Source organism: Halorubrum luteum (assembly GCF_054652935.1).
On sequence record NZ_BAAIGT010000002.1, the window covers coordinates 1,372,689 to 1,397,381 of the forward strand.

Genomic DNA, 24,693 nt, shown 5'->3' on the forward strand with positions numbered 1-24,693 from the left:
TGGGAAACGGCTCCATCAGTGGAGCTCACGCACCGAGCAAGGCCGAAGCCCCGTAGACCGCACGGACACCGGCTCGTTGACCGCCCCGCCGCCGTGCTACCCCGTGTGTAGCTATCACACGGTCAACGACAACCCGTGTGTTCTTACTCTCCGAGCGGTGAGGAAGAGACATGTTCCGGGATCGGTCGGAGCTCCTCGCCGGTTCGGACCCGATCAGGGGTTACGGCGTCGCCGTTACGCCGGGTCGGGAGGGACCGCTCGTGTTCGTCGCCGGATACGGCGAGTCGAACCGACTGTACGCCCTGGACGGTGACCGTCTCGTCGACACCGCTTGCGGAATCGTCGCCGACGGCGACCGTCATGCAATGGGCGTGTGTGCGGCCGACGTCGACGCAGACGGCTGTGAGGAAGTGTACGTTCACAACTGCGCCAGTTACGCCGGCCACACGGTCGACGCGGACCTCCTGTTAAACCGGTTGGAAGCCAACCGCTACCGCTGGACCGATACGTTCGCGCTCGACGTGAACGCGGACCGACTCAACTTCCGCGCCGGGCGGTCCGTCGCGGCGCTCGACCGCCGGGGAACCGGCCGCTACGGTGTCGCCATCGCCAGCTACGGCGCACCGATCGCCTTCTACGAACTTGGCGAGGACGGAGAGGCTTCCGACATCGCGCCGGCCGTTGGACTCGACGTCGTCGGCGGCTGTCGGTCGCTCCTTCCGGGCCCGATCGTTTCTGACGGAACCGACCTGTTTGTCGGCATCGAGGAGGGAGCAAATAGAGTGTTTCAAAACCGAGACGGCCACTACACGCCGGTCGAGGTTGAACGCCCGATTCGGGATCCGAACGGCGACACCCGAGCCGTTGCGCTCATCGACGACGGCGACTCGTTCGGGGTCGTGTTGGGGAACTGGGAAGGAGAGAGCCGCCTGTGTCGCCGGTCGCCGGACGGCTCGTTCGTCGATGTCGCCCCGAAAGCTCTCTCGAACGCCGGAAGCGTCCGGTCCGTCGTCGCGGCCGATTTCGACAACGACGGACGCGAGGAGCTGTTCTGTAACCAGTTCGGCGAGCCGAACCACCTTCTGAAACGGGTGGACGACGATGACGACACGGGAGCAGGCGGAGACGCCACCTCCTGGCGAGCGGTCGAGCTTGGGGATGCGGCCGAGCCCGACAAGTTCGGAACGGGTGCTGTGGTCGCCGACCTGGACGACGACGGTGCGCTCGAACTGCTCGTCGTGCATGGCGAAGTCGCCGCCCAGCCGATCACTGTGTACGAAGTCCCGGACGCACCGGACAACGGATGGCTCCGCGTTCGACCGACCACGGTGTACGGAGCACCCGCACGAGGGGCGACGGTCCGACTGGAGACGACAGACGGGACGGGCCGTCGGGTGATCGACTCCGGCTCCGGATACCTCTCTCAAAACGAGCCGGTAGCGCATTTCGGCCTCGGAGGAGCCGTACCGACGAAGGTGACGGTTCGATGGCCGGACGGCCGCGAGCGCACCGTTCGCTCGCCCGCGGCGGATTCGGAGATCGAGGTGCGACATCCCACCGCGACAGTTCCTCGCTCCTGATGGGTCGGATGCCCGGTCGACCCGGCTTCCGGACCGATCCCTTAACCTACGAGCGATAACACGGTCGTGTATGCGACTCCCAGTCGACGAGGATCGACTCCGTGCGGATATCGAGGCGAACGCCGAGTTCGGCGCGATCACATACGACGATCCCGAGAAGCACGGGCGTACGAACCGAACGGGGAGCGACGCGAACCGCAAGGCCCGTGATCGACTCGTCGACCGAATGGAGGCGGCCGGACTTGACGTCACCGTCGACGCGGTCGGAAACGTTACCGGGACGTGGGTCGCCGACGCTGCCGACCCAAACGCTGCACCCGTCGCGAGCGGGAGCCATCTCGACAGCGTCCCCGAAGGCGGGATCTTCGACGGTCCGCTTGGCGTGTACGCCGCGCTCGAATCCGTTCGCGCGATACGTGACGCGGACGTCGAGCCCCGACGACCGATAACGGTTGTCTGTTTCACCGAGGAGGAAGGGTCGACGTACGGTGACGGGCTCGTCGGCTCGACAGCCGCAGTCGGCGAACGATCGGTCGAGGAGACCCTCGCGTTGTCGGATGACGAGGGAGAGACGCTCGGTGAGGCGCTATCACGGATCGGCTATCGTGGCGAGGCACGTATCGATCCTGCCGGGTGGGACGCGTTCTACGAACTCCACGTCGAACAGGACACGGCGCTCGAATCGCGAGACGCCGACGTCGGCGTCGTCACGACGATCACGGGCATCACCCACTGTGAAGCGACGATCCTCGGCGAAGCGAATCATGCTGGGGCCACCTCGATGGCGGATCGAACCGACGCGCTCGCGGCTGCAAGCGAACTCGTTCTCGCCGTCGAGCGTGCCGCGACCGAGATCGTCGAGTCGGCAAGCTCGACGGCCGTCGGGACGGTCGGATCCGTTTCGGTGACTCCGAACGCGACGAACGTCGTTCCGGGCCGCGTCGATGCAGGGATCGATGTCCGGGACGTCGACGGCGAGTCTATCGAGACGATCCTCCGGACCGTGCGCGACTGCCTCGACCGATTGGAGCGCGAACGAGGGGTTGATACGGAACTCGAACGGTCGCTGGACGTCGCTCCGACTCCGATGGCCGATCGACTCCGCGAGGCCGCTCACGCGGCCGCCGCCGACGCGGGACGTACGGTGATCGACATCCACTCAGGCGCTGCTCACGATGCGATGCGAGTCGCTAGAGAAACTGATGCTGCATTGCTTTTCGCACCGTCACGCGATGGAATCTCGCATAACCCGCTCGAATGGACGGATTGGGAGGACTGTGCGACGGCAACCGAAGTCCTCGCGGGTGCGCTCGCGAGATCTTCTAGTATCATCCAATAGTATATCGATAATATCAGTAGAAAAATACGAACACCAATAAAATCCATAAGTTGCTTTGCTGCTTTTTTCTTCGCTTATACGAATACACGAGCACTATTTCGGATAATTTCGAAATTATTAAACTGAGATGTCCACTGATCTGAGCCTTGATAACGCTCTGTAACCAAATATGGTTGTAATATAATAAAAAGGTTATGTATATTAGATTGGTATTATACTCCAGACGAGATAGCTCGCCAGCTCGTTCGAGAATCGGTCGACGATCGGTCCTTCGAAACGCGGTGCTATCCGAGATCCTCGATGTAGGTGTACTCCTCCGAGAGCGCTGCGGCGTCCTCCGGGAGTAGCGCGGCAACGAGAAAGTCGACGTGGTCACGGAAGTAGTCGACGACCCGGGCGATCCGGTCGGAGTCTATCGCTTCGAGGGAATCGAGGAGCACGAACGGGACCACTTCGTGAACGTCGTGGACGAGGTATCCCGCGAGAGCGAAGACGAGTCCGGTCACCTCCCGTTCGCTCTCCGAGAGGTGGTCGATCGTGTCCTCGTATGCGGTTCCGTCGGCGCTTGACCGAACGATGTGGAGATCGAACCGCGTTCGGTTCACCTTTCGACGACCCTCGCGAACCTCCGTCTCCCGTCGTTCGATCCATATTCTATCGAGATTGTCGTACTCGAGAATGTCGAGCACCGTCTCCATATGCTCGTTGAACGCCTCTACCGCGTCCGCCTCGATTCGATCGACACGTGTCCGGAGCTCCGTTAGTCGTTCGCCCAACTCCTCTCGCTCTGCCTCGAGCTCCTCTCGTTCCGCGACTGCAGCTTCCCTCTCGTCGATCTCGGATTCGATCCGTTCGAGCTCATCCTCCAGCTGCTCGATCCGAAGCTCCTTGCCGTTGATCTGACGGTGGAGGTCCAACACCTCGTCGTGCCCTTCTATCTCGACTTCCTCGGTTTCTGCCTCCAGCTGTCTGACTCTGTCTTTTTTGGCGTCTACCTCCGCTTCCAGCGTCGCGATCCGCTGTTCGGTCGTCTCGATCTCGGCTTCGACCTCGTTCAGCCGCCGTTCGGCACGATCCCGTTCGTTCTGCGTTCGTTGCAGTTCGGTCCGCTTGGTGGTCAGCTCGTCGATCGTCGACCGGACCTCCTTTCGCTCGTCCAGAATGTCGGATCGTAGCTCACGGAGCGTGTCGAGCGTCGTCGCGATCTCCGACTCATCGACCTCCGAACCGCAGGTCCAACACACCGTCTCGCTGCTCGCGGTGAGTTCGCTCGTCGGGTCGCTGGCGCGCTCAGTACCAAGATCGATCCCTTCGCCTTCTAGCATTTCTTCGTTGAATCCGATCACGCTGCCAAGCTCGTTGGACCGCTCGTCCAAGGATCGTTTTCGCCCTCGAAGCTCCTCGATCCGTCCCGCGAGCCAGTCCGGATCCTGCTCCGGATCGTCCGTCTCCGCAAGCGTTGCTTCGAGTTCGTCTCGCTCCGCCTGCAGCTCCGCCAACGTCGTCCGTTCGGTCTCGAGATCGAATTCGAGATCCTCGAGCTCCGAACGCGCCTCGCGCACACGATCGAAGGCGTCTTCGAGATCCGCTTTCCGACTGCGACTCTCCTCGACTCCGACGTCCAGCTTCTCCAGTTCCGCTTCAAGCTCCTCGAGTTTCGCCCGCGCTTCGGCGAGTTCGGCTTCGGTCTCCGCCCGGTCGGCCTCCAGATCCGGGAGATCTCGTTCGAGCTCGTCGAGCCGCTGTATCTCTGATTCGAGCTCCTCTCGCCGGCGTTTACACTCCTCGATCTCGGCGTCGATCCGATCGGTGTCGATCGGTTTCATGATGCTCTCACGGAGATCCTCTCCCAACGCCACTGCCCTGCGAGCCTCGTTATTCTCGAGCAGGAACGCGAACAGATCGGCAAGCTCCGGATCGTCGAGATACGGATCACCGCCGTACGACACCCTTCCCCCGGCCCGATTGAGAGTCCGGGTGTACGTCTCGCCGTCCAGTTCGAGTTCCACTGCCCCCTCCTCGGCGTCACCTTTCAGTGACGCTCGGTTGCTCCCGAGGCCGGCCATAACTGCCTGAAGGAATGACGTTCGATTCGTCGCGTTTCGTCCAGTCAGCACTGACACGCCCGGTGGGAGCGTGACCTCCGTCTCCTCGATCCCGCCGATGTTTCGGGCTCGAACCTGCACGGTTCGATCGGCTACCTGGTCAGTCGACATACGCATAGCGTCTCGCCATCACGTAATAAAGAATGTGTTTTCCAACAGGTTCTGTCACGAGACTGCGTCCAGGGCTACTGTTACGCTTCACGACCGCTCCTTGGCGATCTACGTGGAATTTTCTATCGGACCGATCCGAGAACGTTACACCGTTATTGGTGTAATACCGATCTCGGTCGCCAGCGACGGCCGACGATCGCTGCCGGCGGTTTCTATATAGCGACATACAGTATAAACGTCGTACGTCGGTCGGAAGCTTTCGTGATCGTTCACGAACGTAGGTGGTGATAGACGAAGTGCCAGCGCGGATCGGGCCGTCACCGATCCAGTACCAACCTGGTGAACTACCCCTGCCTACTCACTCACCGCTCTCACGGTTCGTTCCTTGAGGCAGGGGCTTCCTGTTTCAACGACGCGCTTTGCAGACACAACCGCAGTCTCCACAGCGAGCGCAGTCTCCACAGGCGTTCCTTCGGAGTGACCCACTCCTAGTTTGGCGAGTCCGCGAGAAAGAATGTTCCACGCTGCGTTTGCGTCTCTGTCTGCCTCGAAGCCACAGGCAGGACAGGAATGTTCACGCACCCAGAGTGGTTTCTCGGTTTCCACTCCACACTGAGCGCACTCTTTGGTGGTGCCTTCGGGTTCAACTTCCACGAAGTGCGTGCCTTCCCGCTCACACTTCGTTTCGAGCATATCAGTGAAGGTGTTCCATGCTGCCGACGCTGTGTTGTGGCTGTTGCGCGGGGATTCGAGCATCCCTTTCACGTTGAGGTCTTCGACGGCCACCAGTTCGTACTCCCGAGCGTAGTATGCCGAGAGTTTATGCAGGAAATCTCGTCGCTTCCGCTTGATGTCGAGGTGGCACTCAGCGACACGCTGACGTTGTTTCTCCCAGTTGTTCGACTCGTACTCTTTGCGCGAGAGCTTCCGTTGCTCCCGTTCGAGTCTGTCGCGTTCTTCCTCGAGGTCGAGTGAACCAACTGCTGTGCCGTCAGTATCGTGGGCATACTTCAGGATCCCCACGTCAACCCCGACCATCTTGTCAGTGTCAATATCCTCTAGCGGTGGCTTGTTTGGTGGTTCTGCGTCCATCTCGATGCCGAAGATGGCGAACCACTCACTTGTTTTCTCCTTTTTGAGCGTGACTTCTTTGACCGTGGCGTTGTCGGGCAGTGGTCGGTGGAGTTCGATGGGAACGTCCGCGAGTTTCGACAACGACAATACAGTCTGGCCACCCTTCTTGTCGAGTTCGAAGCCAGACTGATTGTACGTGAAACTGCGGAACTCCCGAGGTGACTTCCACCGAAGTTCACCAACTTTGTAGCCCTGCTCTTTGAGCTTCCCGAGTGCTTTGATATTTTTCGCAATCCGCATGACGGTGGGCTGAAGCACTTTCGAGTAGATGTCGGTGAGTGCGTCCCACCAGTCTTTGAGGTCGGGGAGTTCGTCACGAATGTTGCGGACACGCTGTTTGACGGTGCCCTCGTCCTCGGGAATCTGGTTGAAGCGGTACAGGGCGTGGTTGTAGAGTTGTCTACAGGTATCACGGTGGTAGTCCAGCGTCTCACGCTGGCTCTCTGTGGGCTTGAGGCGATACCTGTAGTTGTAGTTCATGTGTTACGATTCGCGTTCTTCGATTAGTTCATCCAGTTGTTCTTGGACGAACGAGGAGAGATTCAGGTGGTTCTCCTGAATCCATTCTTCTTGGTCTTCTCGGATGGTGATTGTCTTCCGTCTCACCGTATGCATACTATACGTTTGATGCTTAATATATGCTTGGATTACGTGGGCCTGTCGGCCCGCAACACTCAGGTGTATGAAAAACGATGACGGCGGTGTATCCCCTCCCTACTGCGCTACTCGGCTTTCGGCCTGCGTTGCCCCTTGAGGAAGGGGGCTTACCGCCTGCATTCAGCTAAAACAGCCGATACACGTTTTCCTCGTACGTTTTGCGGACTTGGTCACCCCAGTTGTGCGTGTACGTATCGATCACGTCGTCGGCGACGTCACCGCGAATGTACTTGACGATGCCTCGATCGCCGGTTCGATCACGGAGATGTGTCGTGAAAAAGTGACGGAAGTAGTGAGGTGTGACGTTCTCGCTTGCACCACCGCCGGTTCGATACCACCCCTCCGCTCTGGCGTATCGCTCGACGATATGCCGAACGTTTTGCGGCTCCAGCCGCTCACCCCAACCGTCAGCAGTACCGACGAACAACGGCTCCGCCGGTGACGGACAGTCCGGGCGGATCGCCATCCACGCTTTGAGTGCTCGCGATAGCTCCGAATCTACTGGAATAACGGTCTCACGCTTGCGCTTGTTCGATGCCGACCGTACTTCACCGTTCAGCGGTTCCCCGACCGTCGCCTCCGGAGTCACGTAAATCGAGTCGGGCCGTTCTGCAAGGGCAGGCCGCGTACCGAGCGTGTACGCTGCGTTCAGTTCGTCGTCATTCAACGACAGATCCCGAAGATCGAGGTTACAAAGCTCTCCGACGCGGATCCCGGTTTTTAACAGCGTGACGACGATGGCGCGGTGAAGCGGATGGTGGATCGACGTCACGAACGAGCGCATTCGCTCGAGCGAGACGTCCCGTCGAGTGGGGTCTTTGTCCACGGACTCGTCCATCTCTTCCATGACGAGCGTCATCGGGTTGCTGTCGAAGATGCCAACCTGCGTCATATACGCATAAAACCGGTGGACGTACGCCGCATACGTCGCCACCGTGCTCTCGCCCACGTCTCCACGAAGCGAATGGACGAACGCCATACAGTCCCTGTGTGTCGCCGTTGAGGGTAACGTGTCGTCGTCAAGCGACGCCGCAAACTGCCGAAGAACTCGTTCGTACGACTCTCGTGTCCGTGTGCTTTTTCCGTGATACGTGAGGTCCTCGATGAAGTACTCGATCGGGTCGTCTGGCTTCGTGTGGCTACGACGGCTACTCATCGGTCAGCGCATACCCTCCCTGTCGTCCGTTGTATCGTACGCGATTGCGGTCTTGGAGTGCTCCGAGCGCCTCCTCCAGTTGATCCTCAAGGTCACCGGCGATCGCCTCCAGAAGCTCGTCCCAGGAGAGTGGCCCCTCCGAGAGAACGTCTTCGATCCGTGTTTCGAGACCGTGACCCCCTGGGTCGTCGCCGTCAGAACGGTGTTCCTCAACCGTCCCCATCGATTTGACGGAGAATCCTTGACGGCCGGCCTGGACCATGGTCCTCACGAACTCGCTTTGAGACATCCCGAGCTCGTCAGCGTGCCGTTGCCATTCCGACTTCTGGTGGGCCGGAACGTACGTCTTGACGGTTCGTCGGTCATCGCTCATCGATATCGAACGATCGCACCCGTCCGACTTCAATCTATCCCACTATTCCGGATAAAGTCCCTTATCCTAACTCATATAGCCATCATCTCGTCATATACAATCCTACAAAATAAGATAACTAGATAAATAGTCCCATAAAAGCAGATATTGTAATAGTGATTTTGGGTCTACGTATGGGGATCATATTTTGCTCGAGGAGGCCGGTAGCTCGCTGGTCCACGAGTGTTTCGCTGGGGGAGACAGAAGTTACCTGCCCAACCCGGGAAACTGCCATATCCACCCCAACGGATCACGCTCGGTAGGTTCTTTCCAGTAGTTCCGATCTACGAACACGGAGTGTCCCGATAGTCCTGTGCACGGATCGCGAACTGAGACGGGTTCGAGTTTGTTTCGTGTCCTCCTCACCACACCGTGTTTGATACTATTGTCAAGCAGTAAGGTTCTACGTATTATTTTACAAATGACACTCTCGGTGTATGGCGAGTTCGACGTTGGATGACTCGAAATCGATAGCACTTGTCCCCACGGAGCGAGCGAAGCGAGTGCGGAGGGAGGGGATACAGCACCCGTCTTCTGTTCACTCGCAGCTCGTGGCAGGCATTTACAACACTGTCACGTAAAGCGTGGATCACTCCGAACGGTACCACACGTATCGAGGTGGTTACTTATCTTACGAAGCGACATACCAGCCACCCTGCGGCGAATCTCGCATCAATCGCCCGTCGTGGCGTCCCTATCTCGCTCCACAAAACGGCAGTTCGATCCGTGCGTCCGTGAGTCAGTCGCATTCTGTCATGCACACACGGAACGTCTCCATCTCATTCCCAGTCGTACAGTGACCGAAACGGTCGAGTAAGCTAATACCAATGTCGGCTATTTGTGAGTGAATATCTGCACGGATCTGCGTACGACCAGCGACATGTAAATCATATCTCGCTATATAGATATTGGCGGCTGTAGTTCGTCGTTAACAGCGTCTTGGACTTCATCGACGAAGTCCGAAACCGGCTTGTATGTTCGGTCAGGTCCCCGAGTTGTCTCTACTGTCTTGTCCTCTGCCATCCGTCCTTGTCAAGCAGAAAGATCTCGTTGACGCTTTCTCTGCTGACCATCTTGAGACCAGTGGCGAACTCCGCTCACAAAGAAGTATTCACTGCTGCAGATAACCGACACGTACATATCAGGTACGAATCGTGAGAGCCTGAGTAGTCCGCGGAACAGCACATATCGATTCAGTCATTGCTTTTGTTATGAACTCGGGCCCTTCTGTAACTCGATTCGATCCTACAGATTCGATGTCGGCACTGGACGCCGTATACGACGCAATCATTGCGTTTAGAAACACAGAGCATGAAGAACTTCGCCGCCTCGATAGGTACGTCAACGCTGACGCGATCAACGACCTGTTTGGTGGTCCGAATAGCTCCACAACGCGTATCCAAGAGGGAACGCTCTCGTTTCGATACGACGACATTTTTGTGACGATAACACATGACGGATGGATCGAGATCGTCGATGCGGACGCGTACCGCACGCGGCCTGCGCCGTACGGGCTCTCAGCGGATGCACGTGCACAGCAATCGACCGAAGCAGCTCTAGAGGTTGCGGAGGCGGCGCTTGCCGAAGCTGAAGAGCACGTGTGGACGGCCGCTAGCAACACATCCGATCATGAACTCGTCGATCCGCTTTGGGCGATGGTGGAGCAGCTCTGGAGTGTTCAGACACAGGTCAGCAACGTGACCTCTCAGCCGTCTTCGACTGAGTCGCTGACGACAGGGACTGATGATCAGTGATACCGACCCAATCGAGGCTACACTGTTCGAGCTGGCAGTCGATCTCAACGGCGAATCGACGGAAAGAGAAGCGATTGATCGGACGGTAGCTGCGATTCGTGGCGTATTAGAAGACACCGCAGTTACCCTGTGGCGCCGCCAAGACCGGCGCAAGAATGGTTCAAACAACGGACCGTCGACGGACCGCTCGGCCTCAGCGCCGTCACTCATTTGCGAACGACAGATGGGTCGGCCGGCTCGAACTCCTCCACCAGACGCACCACTTGTCGAGCGATGTATCACGGCCGAGGCCCCGATTCGAACCGACGGGATGGCAGGACCGAGACCGTCAGACGACACCCACTGGCTGCCACGCACAGAGCTGTTCGTCTCGATCGGTTCCGATCGCGTGCTGTCCGCGGGGTGGGATCACGAAGAGGTGGCCGCGTTGGACGAGGCGACTGTTTGCGACGTGCTCGACCGAGCGGGAGTCGCACTTGCTGCGGCACTCGACCGGATCTCCGCTCAGCGGAGGCGTGACCTGCCGAGCAATACCGCTTCGGAGATCCGACTCGGCGAACTTCGGCAAGCTATCGAGGACGCTGCCGACGGAGTCGCCGTTCTCGACGACGAGACGTACGTCTATGTCGATCAGACTCACGTCGATATGTACGGGTTTGACAGCAAACAGCAGCTACTCGGTCAGAGCTGGCGCGCGCTGTACGCTGCGGACGAAGTGGCGCGGATCGAAGCGGAAGCGTTCGACGTGCTTGACCGCGACGGTCACTGGCAGGGACAAGTGACTGGAAGTCGACCTGACGGAACGACGTTCCCGGCAGAGTTGTCTCTCACGATGGTCGGTCCGTCTCGTATGGTCTGTACGGTCCGTGACGTGACGGTACGCTCCGAGCGAGTGCAGTGGGCGTCAACCCTGTTCGATCAGGGTCCGTTGCAGTTCGTTCAAACGCGCGCCGTCGACGGCGAAGCGATCGTCGAAACCTGTGACCGGTCGTTTTGTGAGGCGCTAGGATACGAGGTCGAGACGGTAATCGGTCAGCCGCTCAGTGAGTTTTATGATGCTCCCTCGGCCGACTCGCTTCAGTCGGACGGGTACGACCGCGCGCTCAGCGGCGACCTGACGGTCACGAAACGGACGCTCGTGACGGCGGACGGCGACACGATCCCGTGTCTGTTACGGGCGATCCCGCGCACCGTTGACGACACCGTCGTCGGTACTGACGTGGTGTTCATCGATATCTCTGAACGCAAGAAGTACGTTCGGCGACTGGAGGCGGTGTTCAACAGCTCCTATCAGGTAACCGCGTTGCTCCGTCCCAGCGGGACTGTAACCGACGTGAACGATTCCCTGGTCGCACGCAGCGGTGTCGATCGGTCGGCCATGGTCGGTGAGCCGTTTGAACAGTTTCGATGGCTACGCCTCGATGGGGACACCGAACTCACCGTTAGCGAGGCGGTTACCCGCGCAGCGGACGGCACGTTCGTGCGGAGCGAAGCGGAGCTACAGGGCAGAGATGGTCTCGTTCGTCTCGACGTATCGTTCAAGCCGATCCGTAACGCTGCCGGCGATATCACGTTGATCGCGGTCGAGGGGAACGACATCACTGTGAAGACGCGACAGCGCCAGCACTTACAGGTGCTCCAGCGGGTCGTCCGGCACAACATCCGCAACGATTTGAATAAGCTCGTCGGATGGACGACGATACTCGCCGAGGAACCGGACCCTGATCGTCGCCAAGAGCATCTCAACCGACTCACGCGGATACTCGACGGCTGGGAACGGATCACCGATAAAATGCAGGTGATCGACCGGGCGCTACGTGAGATCCCGTGCGACGAGTCGGCTGCCGACATCGGAGCTGTCACTGAAACGGCGATCGCGACGGCACAGGATGAACATCCGGACGCAACGATCGCGGTCTCCATTGACGCTCCAGACGTGACCGTCTCACGTTGGGTTGTACACCCGCTTACCGAGGTGATGAAGAACGCGGTGGCCGCGGGGGACCGAGGGGACCCACACGTCGATGTCTCAGTACGGCGTGAGAAGGACGGTTGGTTGCAGATCGTCGTCGCCGACGACGGGCCGGGGATGCCAGAGATCGAACGCGGGGCGCTGGTTACCGGTGAGGAGACGGCGTTACAGCACGGTTCGGGGGTCGGGATCTGGTTGACCCGTATGGTGACTTCAGTTCTCGGCGGCGAGGTCGCCGTCGACGTGACTGATCTCGGTACCGAAGTCACCCTGCAGGTTCCGACGGCAGCGGGGCCCCACGGCACGGAGCGAATACCATCCGAACAGATACTCTGAAAGCTCCGTCGTATGTTGATCCGTGTGATCCGTCTTGAGGTCAAGTGGTTCGAGACCCGAAGTGTGTCTCGTCATCACGAGACGGCCACATCGGGAGTATCGTGGACATCTCGAGACGTGTGCTATTGTGTCACAAATAAAACAGCAGTCCAATGGCAAGCATCAGCAACGCGTAGCTGACTAACACGAACCCGGCCTGCGGTCCGGACTCATCGGGCGGTGTCATCGGCTACGTATCCTTTGATTCCTCACGATCGATCTCAGTCACGTCGGAACGCGGCTGACTCGACACTCGCGGGGACTCCTCACCGCCCGAATTGACTGTCGACCCGAGAACCTGCCACGTTGGAGCGACGTCTCGCTTTCCGCACACTCGCGCCTCTAACTGGACGTCACTGGTTCGTACTTCGATAACGTAATCGAGGTGTGCCGATCCGAACCAGTCGGCGTCGTCGACGGCACCGTCCGGCGGTATATGAACGATCCCGCCAATACCCTGATTCCGCCACTGGCCGACCAGTTCGTGGAGGAACCTGTCGAGCGTGGACGTGTCGTGATGCACGAGCAACTGCGTCATCGTTGCGATCGCGAACGTCCCCGTTCGGTCATCCGTCGCGAGTCGTGTCGTCGCCCGTTCGGCGGCGACACCGAGCGAGGTGAGGTCGCCACACCGAACCGGTTGAGAGTCCGGCGTCGCGACGTCAACGCCGCCGTCCGTCTCCGCGCCCGGCGTCGCGTCGATGACGGTCGGATCCACCGTCGAGAGTTGCGAGCGTACCTCGTGGTGCGGGTACTTCGTCGTCAGTACGGCACCAGTCTCGGTCATCGCCGTGTATACGGCATAAAACAAGTCATCGTACAGCTGAGAGCTCGGCGCGGCAAAGCCAACGACATCGTCGGGCTGGACGCCGGTGTCAGCGATGAACGCCGGAGCGATCGCCTCCGGAGACGGCTGTAAGACGGCCTCGAACGCTTCACCGGGATGGCCCTCGGCCTCGAGAAGCCGCGTGATTAGACTGTCCGCGTAGTCGTCGGCATAGACGGATGGATCGACCCACGACGAGCGTTCATCGCTCGCCGCGCTCACGATGAGATCATCTGACGCGTTCAGGTACTCGTACACTATCGTGGCCCGGTCGAACGAGCGGGTACTCACGCGGAATCTCCTCCTCGTGTTGGGGGGAGGCGGTAACGGCGGGGTGTCGAATTTCGCGCCGCACGATCGCGAGGAGGTTTCACACTGACAGATGATCCGTGACCGATACTAAATGTGCGCCCGGATATGTATGCCAGACGGAGAACATGCCTGATATGTCCGTGTTTAACTTCGCAACAGTCAGTGGCAGCTCGTCACTCGAAGAATCCGCGCATGATCTTCGACTCCGCGGCCCGTAGGTGCTGGTGGAGCGTCGACGAGGACACGTCGAACCGATCGGCGAGGTCGGCACCGCTGATGCCACGGGGGTCATCGTAGTACCCCTCCTGAAGCGCCGTTTCGGCGATCTCCCGCTGTCGGTGCGTCAACTCCGGGTGCCCACTCGATCCGTTGCCGACTCCCGTCGACTGGGCGACATGCCGCTTGGAGACGAGCCGACGCGACTCGGAAACGGCGGCCAGCTCCTCACGTACGCGACTGACCACCGTCAGATCCGTCGTCTGGAACTCCAAGACGTCGGCGTTTGGGCGGGACCGAACCCCACGCAGCTGCGTGTCCGTCTCGATAAGCACGTCGCGAAGCGGAGCAAGCGACCGACCCGGCGTATCCGTCATCCGCACCGCGACCTCGTGTGCGCCATCCTCGGTCGGATCGATCGCCTCGAGTTCGAGACCGGGTGTCACTGCGACGTAGTCGCGAAACGCCGTGTCGGTGTACCCCTCGACTCGGCCGGTCATGTGAAACTGCTCTCTATCGGTCAACGCGACGTGTTCGACGACGACCGTGCCGTTCGCTGGGAGGTCAGGAAACAGCGGTGACGGGTTTTGACACTCGATATCGAAGACGAGCGGTGCGTTCGACCCGTTTGTCGAGTCGAGCGACGACAAACGCACTCCGGCGGCGTCGGTCACGGCCTCGATCGCCCGGCGCTCCGGCTCGTTGAACCGACCGACGTCCGTACTGGTGAACTCGGCGACAGCGTGGACGGTCCCGTGATAGCTTAGCGGTGCTGCAAGCGATTCTCGGTACCCGAACTGGAGCAACCGGCTGACATACTCGCCGTGGCCGTTCGGGGGCGCCCGCATATCCACGACACGCTGCTGCTCGTTTTGTGAGGCGGCGTCGGCTGCGGGAAACGGCTCCTCGCTCGTTTCGTACAGCTTTGCCGGCCCGCCCGGCTCGGACACTGCAAGCGGATCGACCCGCTCGGTCAGGGGATCGTACGTACCGACAAACGCGTACTCCGCTACCCGTTCGCCGAAGTCGATGACTGCATCGCGCACCGCCGCCGCTGTGTCGGCCGCCACGAGGGTTTCGACCGCCTCGATTACCGCCTCCCACAGGTTTCGATACCGATCTGCCTGCTGTTCCGTACGCGCAACGTCACCTGAGAGCTCTTCTATCGATGTCTGCTGGTGCATCCGTGTGAGTGCTGCCGAAACCTGTTGGCTCACCGCCTGTATGAACGACTCCAACGTCTCGTCGGGCTCCTCGAGGACCACGCTCAGAAGGGTTGTGTCATCGAGCTGCGTGACGAGCGCGTGCTTTTCCCCCGCCACGTCCGAGTCAAGAATGTCACCGGCTGGCAGCCAGTACGTACCTGGTTCGTTGAACGCTTGCCACATGTCCGTCTTACCCGGCTGAATCTGCTGTCGACTCGCTATGTCTGACTCGGTATTTGCCGTTGCGACCCGCACGAGCGCACCGTCCGGCGTGTTCCGGTTGTATATGCTGATCTCGTCGGCTGTCACGACGTCAGCAACAGCCTCGACACATGCATCGAACGCGTCCGCTGGATCCGTTACTTGGAACACGCGATTGCTCACGGCGTACAGGTTCGTCAACCGGCGCTGTCGGTCGAGTTCGTCGCGCGCGTCGGTGAGATCGGTGATGTCGTTGGCGACACCAAGAACAGCGTCCTCATCGCTATCGAGCGGGGTAAACGGTATCTTCCAGGTTTCCAATACGCGTTCCGTACCCGTCGCGTCGGTCAGTGTCTCTTCGGCACGATACAACGGCTCGCCGGTCTCGATCACCCGTTGATCGTCTTCAGTGAACGCGTCCACCTCGTCCGGGTCGGCCGTGAAGTCGGCGTCGGTCGACCCGATCAAATCCGTCACCGTAGTGCCGTACGCTTCCGCGACCGCCTCGTTCGCAAGCAGAAACTCTCCGTCGGTGTTCTTCGCAAAGATGAGCTGCGGGACCGCGTTGATGATTCGCTCGAGCTGATCGCGTTCGGCCTCGATTCGGTCACGCGCCTCGCGTAGTTCCCGCCGCTGCGCGGCGAGCTGTATCGCTGTACTGAGATATTGGGTAATGATCAAGACGAGTTCGCGCTCGCTCTCGTCGAAACTGGCTGTGTCCGGCGCTCCTATAATAAACACGCCGTCATCACCGACAGGAACGATAAATTCGCTGCCGATTGGCGTCTCACGGTTATAGGCGTGAACCTCCCCGGTCACATCCGGATAGTATGCGGGCGTGCCTGAATCAAACGCGTTCCACGCAAGCGACTCGCCTGCCCGGAATTCCGGCACCTCATCGACGATCGACTGCCCCGCGTTGGAGACAGCCACTGGAACGAGCGCGTCGGTCACCGTCTGCTCGGAGGTGTTGGCAGCGGTCGTCTCCGTCTCAACGGGTTTCTGCGTCCAATAGCCGGAGAACGGTCGGTCGACGATCTTCGTCACCCCTTCGATCGCGGTCTCGATCACCGCTTCGTACTCGTTCGCCATCATCATCTCTTCAGCGAGCGAACGCGTCTCCTCGAGTCGACGAAGCCGGCGTTCCCGCTCGGTGAGATCGATGTTCACACAGGCGATTCCGTCGTCGGGAAGCCGTGCAAGCGACACGTGGTGCATGAGAGAACTCCCGTCGCGTGTGACGCCGACCAGCTCACCGTCCCACGACCCCGTCTTCTCAACGGTCGGGAGTATTTCCGTTTCGATCCGTTCGATGACGTCGTCCGTGTATATTTGCCGCCACGTGTCGCCGAGTAGCTCCTCGGGGTCCTCGTACCCGAACAACGTGACGTGCGCGTCGTTGAGATACGTGTATTCACCGTCATCGTTCAGGAGCGCGATACCGGACGTCGTTAGATCCATCGCGGTCGCCTGGCGTTCGAGCCGGTCGAGATACGCCATGCGCTCGCTTGCGTCCTGGAAGACGCCGAGTACGTACTCGGTGCCACCGTGTGTGATCGTCGTCGATGTTGCGTCAACGGGGACGGTCGTTCCATCGGCACGAAGGATCGTTACTGGTTCGTCGGCTTCTGCAGTTACGTGTTCTTGCTGGCCTTTCTGAACCGCCTCGAATCCTTCGTGATGACGGGGTTCGGTCTCCGGAGGGTGCAGTTCCGTCTGATGCATCCCGATAAGCGACGACCGGCCGCGGCCGAACAGATCGGTCGCAGCCTCGTTGACTGCGACGACGGTCCCCGTGTCGGCCTCTGCGACGAGGATCGGTGATGGCGCCTCGATAGCCAACCGCGCAAGGAACGTATCAGCGTCGCGGTCAGGCGAGGTGGGTTCCGGACTCATCTTGATATACAAATTACTGCTTTGGATCGATTTGAGGGTGTCGCCGCGATGGCATACGATCAGGGTAGTTGGATAGCAGTTCCATGTCGAGACGATTTCGTAGCAGTCTCATAGATCGTTCACTACTGCTGAATTACTGTGTCGCTGGGGAGTCGCGGATCAACGGAATCGACAGATTCCGTGATCCGCACCGACGACAGTTCGCTACTCCGCCAGCAGCTCGTAGTCAAGAAGCTTGAGAACCAGCTGCTGCGACGCCAGATTACTGCACAACAACAGAAGATCGAACAGCTTGAGGCTCGCCTCAAGCAGTACGAAAATCCAAACACACCACCCAGTAGACAGGGTGGTGCGGCTAATTCATCAGGCGATGACGACCAAACCGAGGACGAAGACCAAGAACCTGATGAAGACGACGCTGGCGGCGACTCTGACGCCGCCAGCGACTCATCGCCTGGACGCAGCGAAGGTCACGAGGGAACAACTCGAACAGCACCTGAACCAGAAGAGACGATCCTCGTTGATCAGGGATTCTGTCCAGACTGTGAGCAAATCCTCTCTAGCCCTGATAGCTACGTTTCACGGACTATTATTGACGTACCGCTTCCTGTTCCAACCACTGTTACCGAGTACAAGCTCGGTAAACACCACTGTTCTTGTGGTAACGAGGTTGTTGCTGAGCATCCTGACTGTCCCGAAAAGGGGCGGTTTGGGCCAAATATCATGGCCCAAACCGCTCTCGGTCGGTTCCATCAACGACTGCCGAACCGGAAACAGGCCGAGCTGTTTGACTGGGACTTCGACCTTCCGATCTCTCACCGGACGATCTACAACTTGACTAAGCGGGTCGCAGCCGGTCTGCGACCCGCTTACGAGGATGTCAAAGAGAAGATTCGGGAGAGTGAGGTCGTCTACTGCGATGAAACAGGCTTTCCGGTCGATGGAGAACAACACTGGGCGTGGACGTTCGTCACTGATGACGAAGTGCTGTTTTGGGTTGATGAAAGCCGAGGAAGTGGAGTCTTAGAAGACGTCCTCGGCGAGGAATTCGCCGAGGACTCGACGCTCAGTTGTGACGGCTGGTCGGCGTATTCGAGTTATCACACGAAACTGCAGCGGTGCTGGGCGCACCTGTTGCGGGAGGCTGAGTACGTCGCTGAACGGTACGAGGAAGCAGAGCGGCTGTCTGAAGAGTTGCACGCACTCCACGACGATCTAACGACGTTCGTCGAAGGAGATCCGTCCGCTTCCGCCCGCGAGCAGAAGCGGGCGGAAGCATCCTTACACTTGGAGGGCCTGGTGAGGGAAGGTTACGAGGCCCAAGAGGTTCAGCAGCTGATCAAGAAGATCAGCAATGGCTTGGGTCACTGGCTGACGTTCGTGACCGAACGGGGTGTTGATTCAACGAATAATCGCGCAGAGCGGGCTCTGCGCGAGCAAGTAGTCCTTCGGAAGATGTTTCGGACCCTGCGTTCGGCAGAAGGGGTCCAGATTCACGAGACAATAACAACGATGTTGGCGACGTGGAAACGACGAGGACTTGATCCACCTGAACAGCTCCAGTCAATTCTGGGTGGGAGAGAACTTCGGTAAGGACGAGAGGCATCACTGTGCGGTGTATCTTTGTCTTGCTATCCAACTACCGATCAGGTTTCACGGTGGAAGCGCGAAAAATTCCTGCGTCAATAGGCGCCATGGTATTCGCGAGTAGATGCCGATGCCGACCACTGAAGGGATACTCTATAAAAAGAGATAGCGCGAGTACCACGGGCCACCGTGCCCGTGGGTGAAGCGCGTCCCAATATCACACAAATTCAAGTGCTTGGGGGATAGCACACTAATAACGACCAGAAAACGACCCCTCAAAGTATGGAGTTGAAGACCTCAATTCCTTCGCTGGTCGTTCGGCAGGGATGAAAATGCGACTCCTCTCAAAACCCGCTACGGCGGTGAGACGGGAGTTGTCGTGGGCTGGTGGAGGCCCAGACCCTCACGGACACGTTACGTGTTCGGGTGTTTACCCGTCCCGGGCACGACCACACACACGAAGTGTGGGAGTGCGAGGGGGATTACATTCCGTTGCCGGTGCAGTGCGGCCCTAAACACGGAAGCCACGGGCCACCGCGCCCGTGGTACTTCACCCTCCGAACTTGTGGATTCGGACAAGGACGGCACACCCGTTCCACCACACATCATTAAGCGAGTAGCCACCGTGGGTTCGCCCGATGACCGACGCGGAACCGCCGACCATTTTCGTCGTTCGGAACGAGGTCGATCCGGATCACGAGTATCACTGTGACGCGTTAGAGGCGTGTTTCCCCGACGGGGAAGTCATCGATTTCCCGGCGGGAGAGCGCGTTCCGCTCGCAGACGCGGACGGGGTCGTTCTAACCGGTAGCACCGCTGGCGTGTACGAGTCCGAAACGCATCCGTGGATAGCCGACCAGAAGACGCTCGTTCGCGAGCTCGTCGAGGAGACGATACCAACGCTCGGCGTCTGTTTCGGCCACCAGGTCGTGAATGCAGCACTCGGCGGCACCGTCGAACGGGTCGGGACGACCGCGACGCTCGTGGAGGCGTCACTTGCCGACGATCCCCTGTTCGAGGGTGTAAACTCCGTGGTCGTCTCTTTACACGGTGACGCTGTCACCGACATGGGACGTGGGCTAGAACGTATCGCCACGACGGACCACGCTCGGGTGTTCGGGACGCGACACGCGACCGCACCGCTGTGGACCGTCCAGTTCCACCCCGAAGTGACTGCCGATCTCCGCGATCGACTGGTTGACGATTTCGAATGGGACTCCGGAGAGTTCTCGTTTGACGATGTCACTGCAGGACCCGTCTTCGAGAACTTCAAACGGATCGTCGCCGATGCGAGCGCGTAGCGTCAGTTCCGTTTCTAGACGGTTATCTCGGAGTCGGCGTCCGCGGCAACGAGACGCGTCTGGGCGCGCTCGGCTGCCGGCGTCCGTTCGGCGACGTTCCGCATAAGGACGGTTTCGCTTGGGAACAGGTGTTCGCCGAGCACGAGACCGTGGTCTCTCGCCGTCGATCCGGAGACGGTGAGATACACCCCAACTCCGACGTCCGCGATCGACGCTTCCTCCTCCGGTCGACCCGGATCCGGATACACGAACTCGACGCCAGCAAGCGCGTCAGTTCCGAGGACGGCCGTGACGAGGCGCTCGTACCGTGGGGAGATACAGAGGTCGCCAGCATGGTTCGTGACGAACTCTCGGTCGAGCGTATTCCCAGCCGGAACCACGTCGGGACGCGCCATCAACGTGTGATACACGGTGTCACCGAGACCGTTAACGACTCTGACGTCGGTATCACGCGGGTCGATCCGCTCGTTGACGTCCGCCAGTTCCTCCAGTCCAGTGGGTCGGATCCCGACGACCTCCTCCAACACGAGGTCAGCGGAGTCGAAGCCGAGCGCGAACTCGTGGGTCCGAAGCGCCCGGAACGGCTCCTCTCGCCCGATCAGCTTCAACTCGACGGTGCCGAGATCTACGGTTGCAGAATCGAACACGATCCGCCGGGGCTTCCCGTCGCGGTCGTCTCGCAGGAGCGTGAACTCCGGCTCCTTCGGTTCCCCGGGGTCGGAGTAGTCCGCAAGTCGTTGATACGGTCCGTGATCCGCCTCCACGGAGCCCTTGGTGACCGCTTTCTCGTAGCGGAGGATGTTGCTCACTCGATCCGCAAGGTGATCGAGCCGGTCGCTCGGCCCCACGTCGGCGACGCGCTCGAGAACTGCTTCAAGCGGGCGTCCTTTCCGTGGGACGGCGACCGGGACCGGTTCGCTCATTGGTCGCCTTCGGAGGTCACCGCTAAAACGGGTTGCGCTTTCGGCCGCGCGGCTCAGGGACCGAACGCTTCGTTCAGCCGGTTACGGAACGCTTCGAGCTCCTCGAGGTGGTCGTGGATCGCCTCGAGCTCCGATTCGATGTCCTCGACGTCATCACCGAGCGCGTCCTCGGTCGCAGCAAGCCTGGAGTCGACCTCCGCGAGATCCTCCCAGATGTCGTCGAACTCCTCGTCGAAGCGACCGAGTCGCGATTCCACGTCGTCGACTCGTGTGTCCGTATCGGACAGCGCCGCTGCCGTCGAATCGATCTCCTCGTACAACGTCTCGACGTCGTCGCCGAGGTCGTCTACCGCCTCGTCGACGCTCGTGAGATCGTCCGTGACCTCGACGACATCAGCCTTGACACCGGAGACCTCGGACTCGACCTCGGTGATGTCGGTTTCGACGTCGGAGACGTCCGCTTCGATCTCGGAGACCGAGTGCTCGAGTCTGGCGGTCGTCTCCTCGACATCGATGATCGACCCTTCCGCGTCCTCGATCTGGCTCGCGAGGTCCGAGCGTTCGGCAGTGGCCGCATCGAGCTGGTCGTCGATTCGCGTCACGTCCGACTCGACCTCGTCGAGACGTGATGAAAGATCGTCGAGCAGTTCACGGGCGGTCCCCTCCTCGTCAATGAATTCGGCGAGCGCGTCGGCGTACGCCTCGATGTCGGCGACGCTCGACTGAAGTCGACTGATCCGGACGTCGACGCTACGTGGCACCCCGATGTCGAGTTCCGAGCGGAGCAGTTCGAGGTCGTCGTCCGCGACATCGCCCGCTCTGATCTCGTCAGCAAGCGCCGCAGCAACGCCGAACTCGTCGGTATCCGTCGTCGATGGCGCGGGCGCGACGGCCTCTGGGTCCGGATCGTCGTGCTCCGAAGCCGTGCCTGGTTCGTCCTGCGTGGCGTCCGCGTCCACGGACTCCATGTCGGATGGACTGGCGGAGGATTCCGTTGCCGTCGGTTCGGTGTCGACGTCATCAGCAGACGGCTCCTCGGCGTCGGCTTCCAAACCGTCTGAATCGCCACCCGGGTCGTCGGCCACGGAAGCCGGCTCATCGGTGGTGGCCATCGGTTCTTCGTCAGGCTCGTCGTCAGCGGGCGTGTCGTCAGCAGCGGTGTCGTCGGGAGGCTCGTCAGCAAGCGGATCCGCAGCGGCTGGGTCCTCGTCAAGCGCATCATCTGCAGGCTGGTCTTCGGCCGGGCGCTCCGCTTCGTCCATGCCGGGAAGCGTCGTACGGTCGCCCGAGAGCACTTCGCGGACCGCGTCCGTGTCGCCGGTTCCGAGCACGTCTTCGATCTCCTCTCCAACGGGAACGTGCTCGATCATCGGAGCGCCGAGGAAGCCGTCGATATCGGGGTCGTCCGCCCGAATTCCGAATACGGTAGTGATGGATTCGCCGGGTTCGAGAACGCGTTCGAACTCGACGCGGTGGTCCTTGTACGCGGTCCAGTTGTCGCTTTCGTACTCCGGATGGAACCCCACACGGTCCATCGGGAACGACTCGGGGATGGTGTCGACGATGCGTACGCGGGCGGGCTCCTCTCGGTTCGAGGAGAGGTCGTACGTGATCGCGGGTACGGGGAACTCATCGTCGGTGAAGGACTTCGCCACGCTCACTCCGTCCTCATCGACTTCCGTCGCCGATCCTGCCGTCCGTTCGCTCATGCACGAACGCTTCGCAAGCAAGGGCTTAAATTCCCCGGGCTACGTTTCGATCCTGATAATACGTTCTCGACTCTCCGCCCGGCGCGCGGGAGGAGATCAAAGCTCGATCCGGTCGCCGATCTCGACGATCTCCAGCCGGTTCGGGTGCTCGAAGCTCCGCGCGTGTTCGTGGAGTGCGGTCGGATCCGCCGTGAGCCCCTTCCACATATCCCAGTGTGTCGGAACCAGTCGGTCGAGTTCGAGCGCGCTGGCGGCTTCCAGTATCTCGTTTTCGTCGCTGTACCACCTGGTGCGAACGGGCTCGCGAGTCTCCTTGTCGGGAACGTTCCCGACCGAGCCGAACGCGAGTATCCCGACGTCGATGTCGAAACGGTCTGCGAGCGCCGAGAACGTCTCGGACGGTTTACTGTCACCCGCGTGGAACACGGCTCCGGCGTCGTGTTCGATGACGTATCCGACCGGATGTGTCGCATCCGGATCCGACACCTCGACGACGTGCACCGTGAACTCGCCGATCCGAACTTCGTCTCCCTCCCGTACCTCGAGGAACTGTTCGTCGTCAACGTCCCACTGCTCGGTCCACGTTTCCTCCTCGCGTGCGACCGCGAGCGAGTCGTCAGGGGCGACGAACTCTGCGTCCGTGGTCGCGAGGATCGGCGCTTGCGAGGGTCCGTGGACGTGATCCGTATGCTCGTGGGTCGCGAGCACCGCGTCCGCGACGTCGACGTCGGCGGGATCGAACGGAACGGGGATCATCCGGATCGTTCGCGGCGGATCGCCCGTCCCGACGTACGGGTCGACCCAAAGAACCGTTCCCTCGCTACCTTTTATTGCGAACCCGTTACAGCCGAGATACCACAGCGTGACGGTGTCGGGGTCGGCGTCCGCGACGGCTCGCGGCAGCCAGTCACCCCAGTCGGAGTGCGTCATGTCTCACCGTGAGTCGGCGTGGTTCCTAATCGTTCCGGAGAGGATCCGAACGTCGGACCGGGGAGCCAGACCGTGGCTTCCCGTTCAGAATGGCACACCGAACCGATCTCGCCGGGGGACGCGTGTCGTTCGCCGCGCGAAGGAGAGAGGGACTCATATAAACGACTATCGGCTACAACAGAACATGTGCGACGACGCCGAGATCGACCGGCTCGCGAACGACCTTCGGACCGCCGATCGAGCCATCGCGCTCACCGGAGCCGGACTCTCCGCGGCGTCGGGGATCCCGACGTTTCGCGGCGACGATGGGATCTGGGGTGACCTGTTCGACGAGTCGGCGTTTCACGTCTCGCGATTCCGCCGCGATCCTGCCGGATTCTGGGACGATAGACTGGACCTGTACGACCGTATGGAGCCGGACGGCGGTGCAGAGCCGAACGCTGCCCACCGCGCGCTCGCCGAGCTGACACACGCCGGCGTCTTCGATGCGGTGATCACACAGAACACGGACGGGCTTCACCACGCCGCGGGCACCGACGAGGTGATCGAACTTCACGGCACGAACGCCCGCGTCGTGTGTGATCGATGCGGGACGAGGGTCGACGCACAGCCGGTTCGTGATCGTGCACGGGACGGTGAGCTACCGCCGACGTGTGGCTGCGGCGGCCCGTACAAGCCGGACGTGGTGCTTTTCGGCGAACTGCTCCCGCAGGAGTCGCTTCGGCGATCAAAAGAGCTTGCCGCCGCGAGCGACGTGGTTCTCGCTGCCGGCTCGTCGTTGACCGTCGACCCCGCGGCATCTCTTCCCACGTACCGACAGGGAGGGACGCTCGCCGTCGTCAATTTTGAACCCACGCGATACGCCGACAACGCGGAGTACGTGTTCCGGGCGGACGTGACCGAACTCCTTCCAGAACTCGCCGCGCGCGTGGCCGATTCGGAGGATTCGGCCTAGTGTCGACGCCGCCGCCCGTACGCTTAATCCGCCGCGC

The 24,693-nt window shown here is 60.4% G+C and carries 17 protein-coding genes; 7 read left to right on the forward strand and 10 right to left on the reverse strand.

Translation table 11 applies throughout. The features are described 5' to 3' along the window. Nucleotides 1–170 precede the first annotated feature (170 nt). Together ACYQ0R_RS06835 and ACYQ0R_RS06840 are read left to right on the forward strand one after the other, a co-directional pair. Entirely contained in the window at nt 171–1,580 is a 1,410-nt protein-coding gene (locus ACYQ0R_RS06835; RefSeq protein ID WP_459821881.1) for a CRTAC1 family protein, read from the forward strand. A 70-nt stretch (nt 1,581–1,650) separates the two neighbouring features. Then, complete coding sequence (locus ACYQ0R_RS06840) at nt 1,651–2,919, forward strand: Zn-dependent hydrolase (RefSeq protein ID WP_459821882.1); 1,269 nt, start codon at nt 1,651–1,653, stop codon at nt 2,917–2,919. Nucleotides 2,920–3,203: 284 nt separating this feature from the next. Here ACYQ0R_RS06840 and ACYQ0R_RS06845 read toward each other — a convergent pair whose 3' ends face one another. The 5 genes from ACYQ0R_RS06845 to ACYQ0R_RS06865 all read right to left on the reverse strand — a co-directional run bounded on the left by ACYQ0R_RS06845 (nt 3,204) and on the right by ACYQ0R_RS06865 (nt 8,455). Continuing rightward, nucleotides 3,204–5,135, reverse strand: coding sequence for an archaea-specific SMC-related protein (locus ACYQ0R_RS06845; RefSeq protein WP_459821884.1), 1,932 nt, complete (start codon nt 5,133–5,135; stop codon nt 3,204–3,206). A gap of 354 nt (nt 5,136–5,489) precedes the next feature. Beyond that, nucleotides 5,490–6,749, reverse strand: a complete 1,260-nt coding sequence (locus ACYQ0R_RS06850; protein ID WP_459821885.1) for an RNA-guided endonuclease InsQ/TnpB family protein — start codon at nt 6,747–6,749, stop codon at nt 5,490–5,492. Nucleotides 6,750–6,752: 3 nt separating this feature from the next. Further along, nucleotides 6,753–6,875: a hypothetical protein gene (locus tag ACYQ0R_RS06855; RefSeq protein ID WP_459825808.1), complete on the reverse strand. Its 123-nt coding sequence runs from the start codon at nt 6,873–6,875 to the stop codon at nt 6,753–6,755. Nucleotides 6,876–7,050: 175 nt separating this feature from the next. Next, on the reverse strand, nt 7,051–8,082 hold the full coding sequence (locus ACYQ0R_RS06860) for a tyrosine-type recombinase/integrase (RefSeq protein WP_459821887.1): 1,032 nt from the start codon (nt 8,080–8,082) through the stop codon (nt 7,051–7,053). Then, the gene (locus tag ACYQ0R_RS06865; RefSeq protein WP_459821888.1) at nt 8,075–8,455 is read right to left on the reverse strand and encodes a DUF5805 domain-containing protein; all 381 of its coding nucleotides are present in this window, start codon (nt 8,453–8,455) and stop codon (nt 8,075–8,077) included. Before ACYQ0R_RS06865 ends, ACYQ0R_RS06860 begins: the two co-directional genes overlap by 8 nt. A 1,295-nt stretch (nt 8,456–9,750) precedes the next feature. On the opposite strand from ACYQ0R_RS06865, the gene ACYQ0R_RS06870 reads away from it, so the two are divergent. Both ACYQ0R_RS06870 and ACYQ0R_RS06875 read left to right on the forward strand, forming a co-directional pair. Beyond that, on the forward strand, nt 9,751–10,248 hold the full coding sequence (locus ACYQ0R_RS06870) for a HalOD1 output domain-containing protein (protein WP_459821890.1): 498 nt from the start codon (nt 9,751–9,753) through the stop codon (nt 10,246–10,248). A gap of 310 nt (nt 10,249–10,558) precedes the next feature. After that, on the forward strand, nt 10,559–12,556 hold the full coding sequence (locus tag ACYQ0R_RS06875; RefSeq protein WP_459821891.1) for a PAS domain S-box protein: 1,998 nt from the start codon (nt 10,559–10,561) through the stop codon (nt 12,554–12,556). Nucleotides 12,557–12,785: 229 nt separating this feature from the next. On the opposite strand, the gene ACYQ0R_RS06880 is transcribed toward ACYQ0R_RS06875, so the two are convergent. Together ACYQ0R_RS06880 and ACYQ0R_RS06885 are read right to left on the reverse strand one after the other, a co-directional pair. Beyond that, complete coding sequence (locus ACYQ0R_RS06880; protein WP_459821893.1) at nt 12,786–13,712, reverse strand: DUF7504 family protein; 927 nt, start codon at nt 13,710–13,712, stop codon at nt 12,786–12,788. Between the two features lie 194 nt (nt 13,713–13,906). Beyond that, a complete protein-coding gene (locus tag ACYQ0R_RS06885; RefSeq protein WP_459821894.1) occupies nt 13,907–17,251 on the reverse strand; it encodes a PAS domain S-box protein in 3,345 nt (1,114 codons plus the stop codon). A gap of 138 nt (nt 17,252–17,389) precedes the next feature. On the opposite strand from ACYQ0R_RS06885, the gene tnpC reads away from it, so the two are divergent. Together tnpC and ACYQ0R_RS06895 are read left to right on the forward strand one after the other, a co-directional pair. Next, the gene (gene tnpC, locus ACYQ0R_RS06890; RefSeq protein ID WP_459820405.1) at nt 17,390–18,844 is read left to right on the forward strand and encodes an IS66 family transposase; all 1,455 of its coding nucleotides are present in this window, start codon (nt 17,390–17,392) and stop codon (nt 18,842–18,844) included. Between the two features lie 632 nt (nt 18,845–19,476). Continuing rightward, nucleotides 19,477–20,139 (forward strand): type 1 glutamine amidotransferase, encoded by a 663-nt coding sequence (locus ACYQ0R_RS06895; RefSeq protein WP_459821896.1) that lies wholly within the window; start codon nt 19,477–19,479, stop codon nt 20,137–20,139. Nucleotides 20,140–20,153: 14 nt separating this feature from the next. Here the strand turns inward: ACYQ0R_RS06895 and ACYQ0R_RS06900 are convergent, their stop codons facing one another. The 3 genes from ACYQ0R_RS06900 to ACYQ0R_RS06910 form a co-directional block, all read right to left on the reverse strand. Beyond that, nucleotides 20,154–21,062: a phosphoribosyltransferase HisG-related protein gene (locus ACYQ0R_RS06900; RefSeq protein WP_459821897.1), complete on the reverse strand. Its 909-nt coding sequence runs from the start codon at nt 21,060–21,062 to the stop codon at nt 20,154–20,156. 53 nt (nt 21,063–21,115) lie between these two features. After that, the gene (locus tag ACYQ0R_RS06905) at nt 21,116–22,771 is read right to left on the reverse strand and encodes a hypothetical protein (RefSeq protein WP_459821898.1); all 1,656 of its coding nucleotides are present in this window, start codon (nt 22,769–22,771) and stop codon (nt 21,116–21,118) included. Nucleotides 22,772–22,867: 96 nt separating this feature from the next. After that, nucleotides 22,868–23,701 carry an MBL fold metallo-hydrolase gene (locus ACYQ0R_RS06910; RefSeq protein WP_459821899.1) on the reverse strand — a complete coding sequence of 278 codons (834 nt, stop codon included), beginning with the start codon at nt 23,699–23,701 and terminating at the stop codon, nt 22,868–22,870. Between the two features lie 184 nt (nt 23,702–23,885). Here ACYQ0R_RS06910 and ACYQ0R_RS06915 point away from each other — a divergent pair, with 184 nt between their 5' ends. Next, entirely contained in the window at nt 23,886–24,656 is a 771-nt protein-coding gene (locus ACYQ0R_RS06915) for a Sir2 family NAD-dependent protein deacetylase (RefSeq protein WP_459821901.1), read from the forward strand. Nucleotides 24,657–24,693: the final 37 nt, after the last annotated feature.

Coding starts and splice junctions, on each gene's coding strand:
- ACYQ0R_RS06835 (WP_459821881.1), top strand. CDS start 171: ATGTTCCGGGATCGGTCGGAGCTCCTCGCCGGTTCGGACCCGATCAGG.
- ACYQ0R_RS06840 (WP_459821882.1), top strand. CDS start 1,651: ATGCGACTCCCAGTCGACGAGGATCGACTCCGTGCGGATATCGAGGCG.
- ACYQ0R_RS06845 (WP_459821884.1), bottom strand. CDS start 5,135: ATGTCGACTGACCAGGTAGCCGATCGAACCGTGCAGGTTCGAGCCCGA.
- ACYQ0R_RS06850 (WP_459821885.1), bottom strand. CDS start 6,749: ATGAACTACAACTACAGGTATCGCCTCAAGCCCACAGAGAGCCAGCGT.
- ACYQ0R_RS06860 (WP_459821887.1), bottom strand. CDS start 8,082: ATGAGTAGCCGTCGTAGCCACACGAAGCCAGACGACCCGATCGAGTAC.
- ACYQ0R_RS06865 (WP_459821888.1), bottom strand. CDS start 8,455: ATGAGCGATGACCGACGAACCGTCAAGACGTACGTTCCGGCCCACCAG.
- ACYQ0R_RS06870 (WP_459821890.1), top strand. CDS start 9,751: ATGTCGGCACTGGACGCCGTATACGACGCAATCATTGCGTTTAGAAAC.
- ACYQ0R_RS06875 (WP_459821891.1), top strand. CDS start 10,559: ATGGCAGGACCGAGACCGTCAGACGACACCCACTGGCTGCCACGCACA.
- ACYQ0R_RS06885 (WP_459821894.1), bottom strand. CDS start 17,251: ATGAGTCCGGAACCCACCTCGCCTGACCGCGACGCTGATACGTTCCTT.
- ACYQ0R_RS06895 (WP_459821896.1), top strand. CDS start 19,477: ATGACCGACGCGGAACCGCCGACCATTTTCGTCGTTCGGAACGAGGTC.
- ACYQ0R_RS06900 (WP_459821897.1), bottom strand. CDS start 21,062: ATGAGCGAACCGGTCCCGGTCGCCGTCCCACGGAAAGGACGCCCGCTT.
- ACYQ0R_RS06905 (WP_459821898.1), bottom strand. CDS start 22,771: ATGAGCGAACGGACGGCAGGATCGGCGACGGAAGTCGATGAGGACGGA.
- ACYQ0R_RS06910 (WP_459821899.1), bottom strand. CDS start 23,701: ATGACGCACTCCGACTGGGGTGACTGGCTGCCGCGAGCCGTCGCGGAC.
- ACYQ0R_RS06915 (WP_459821901.1), top strand. CDS start 23,886: ATGTGCGACGACGCCGAGATCGACCGGCTCGCGAACGACCTTCGGACC.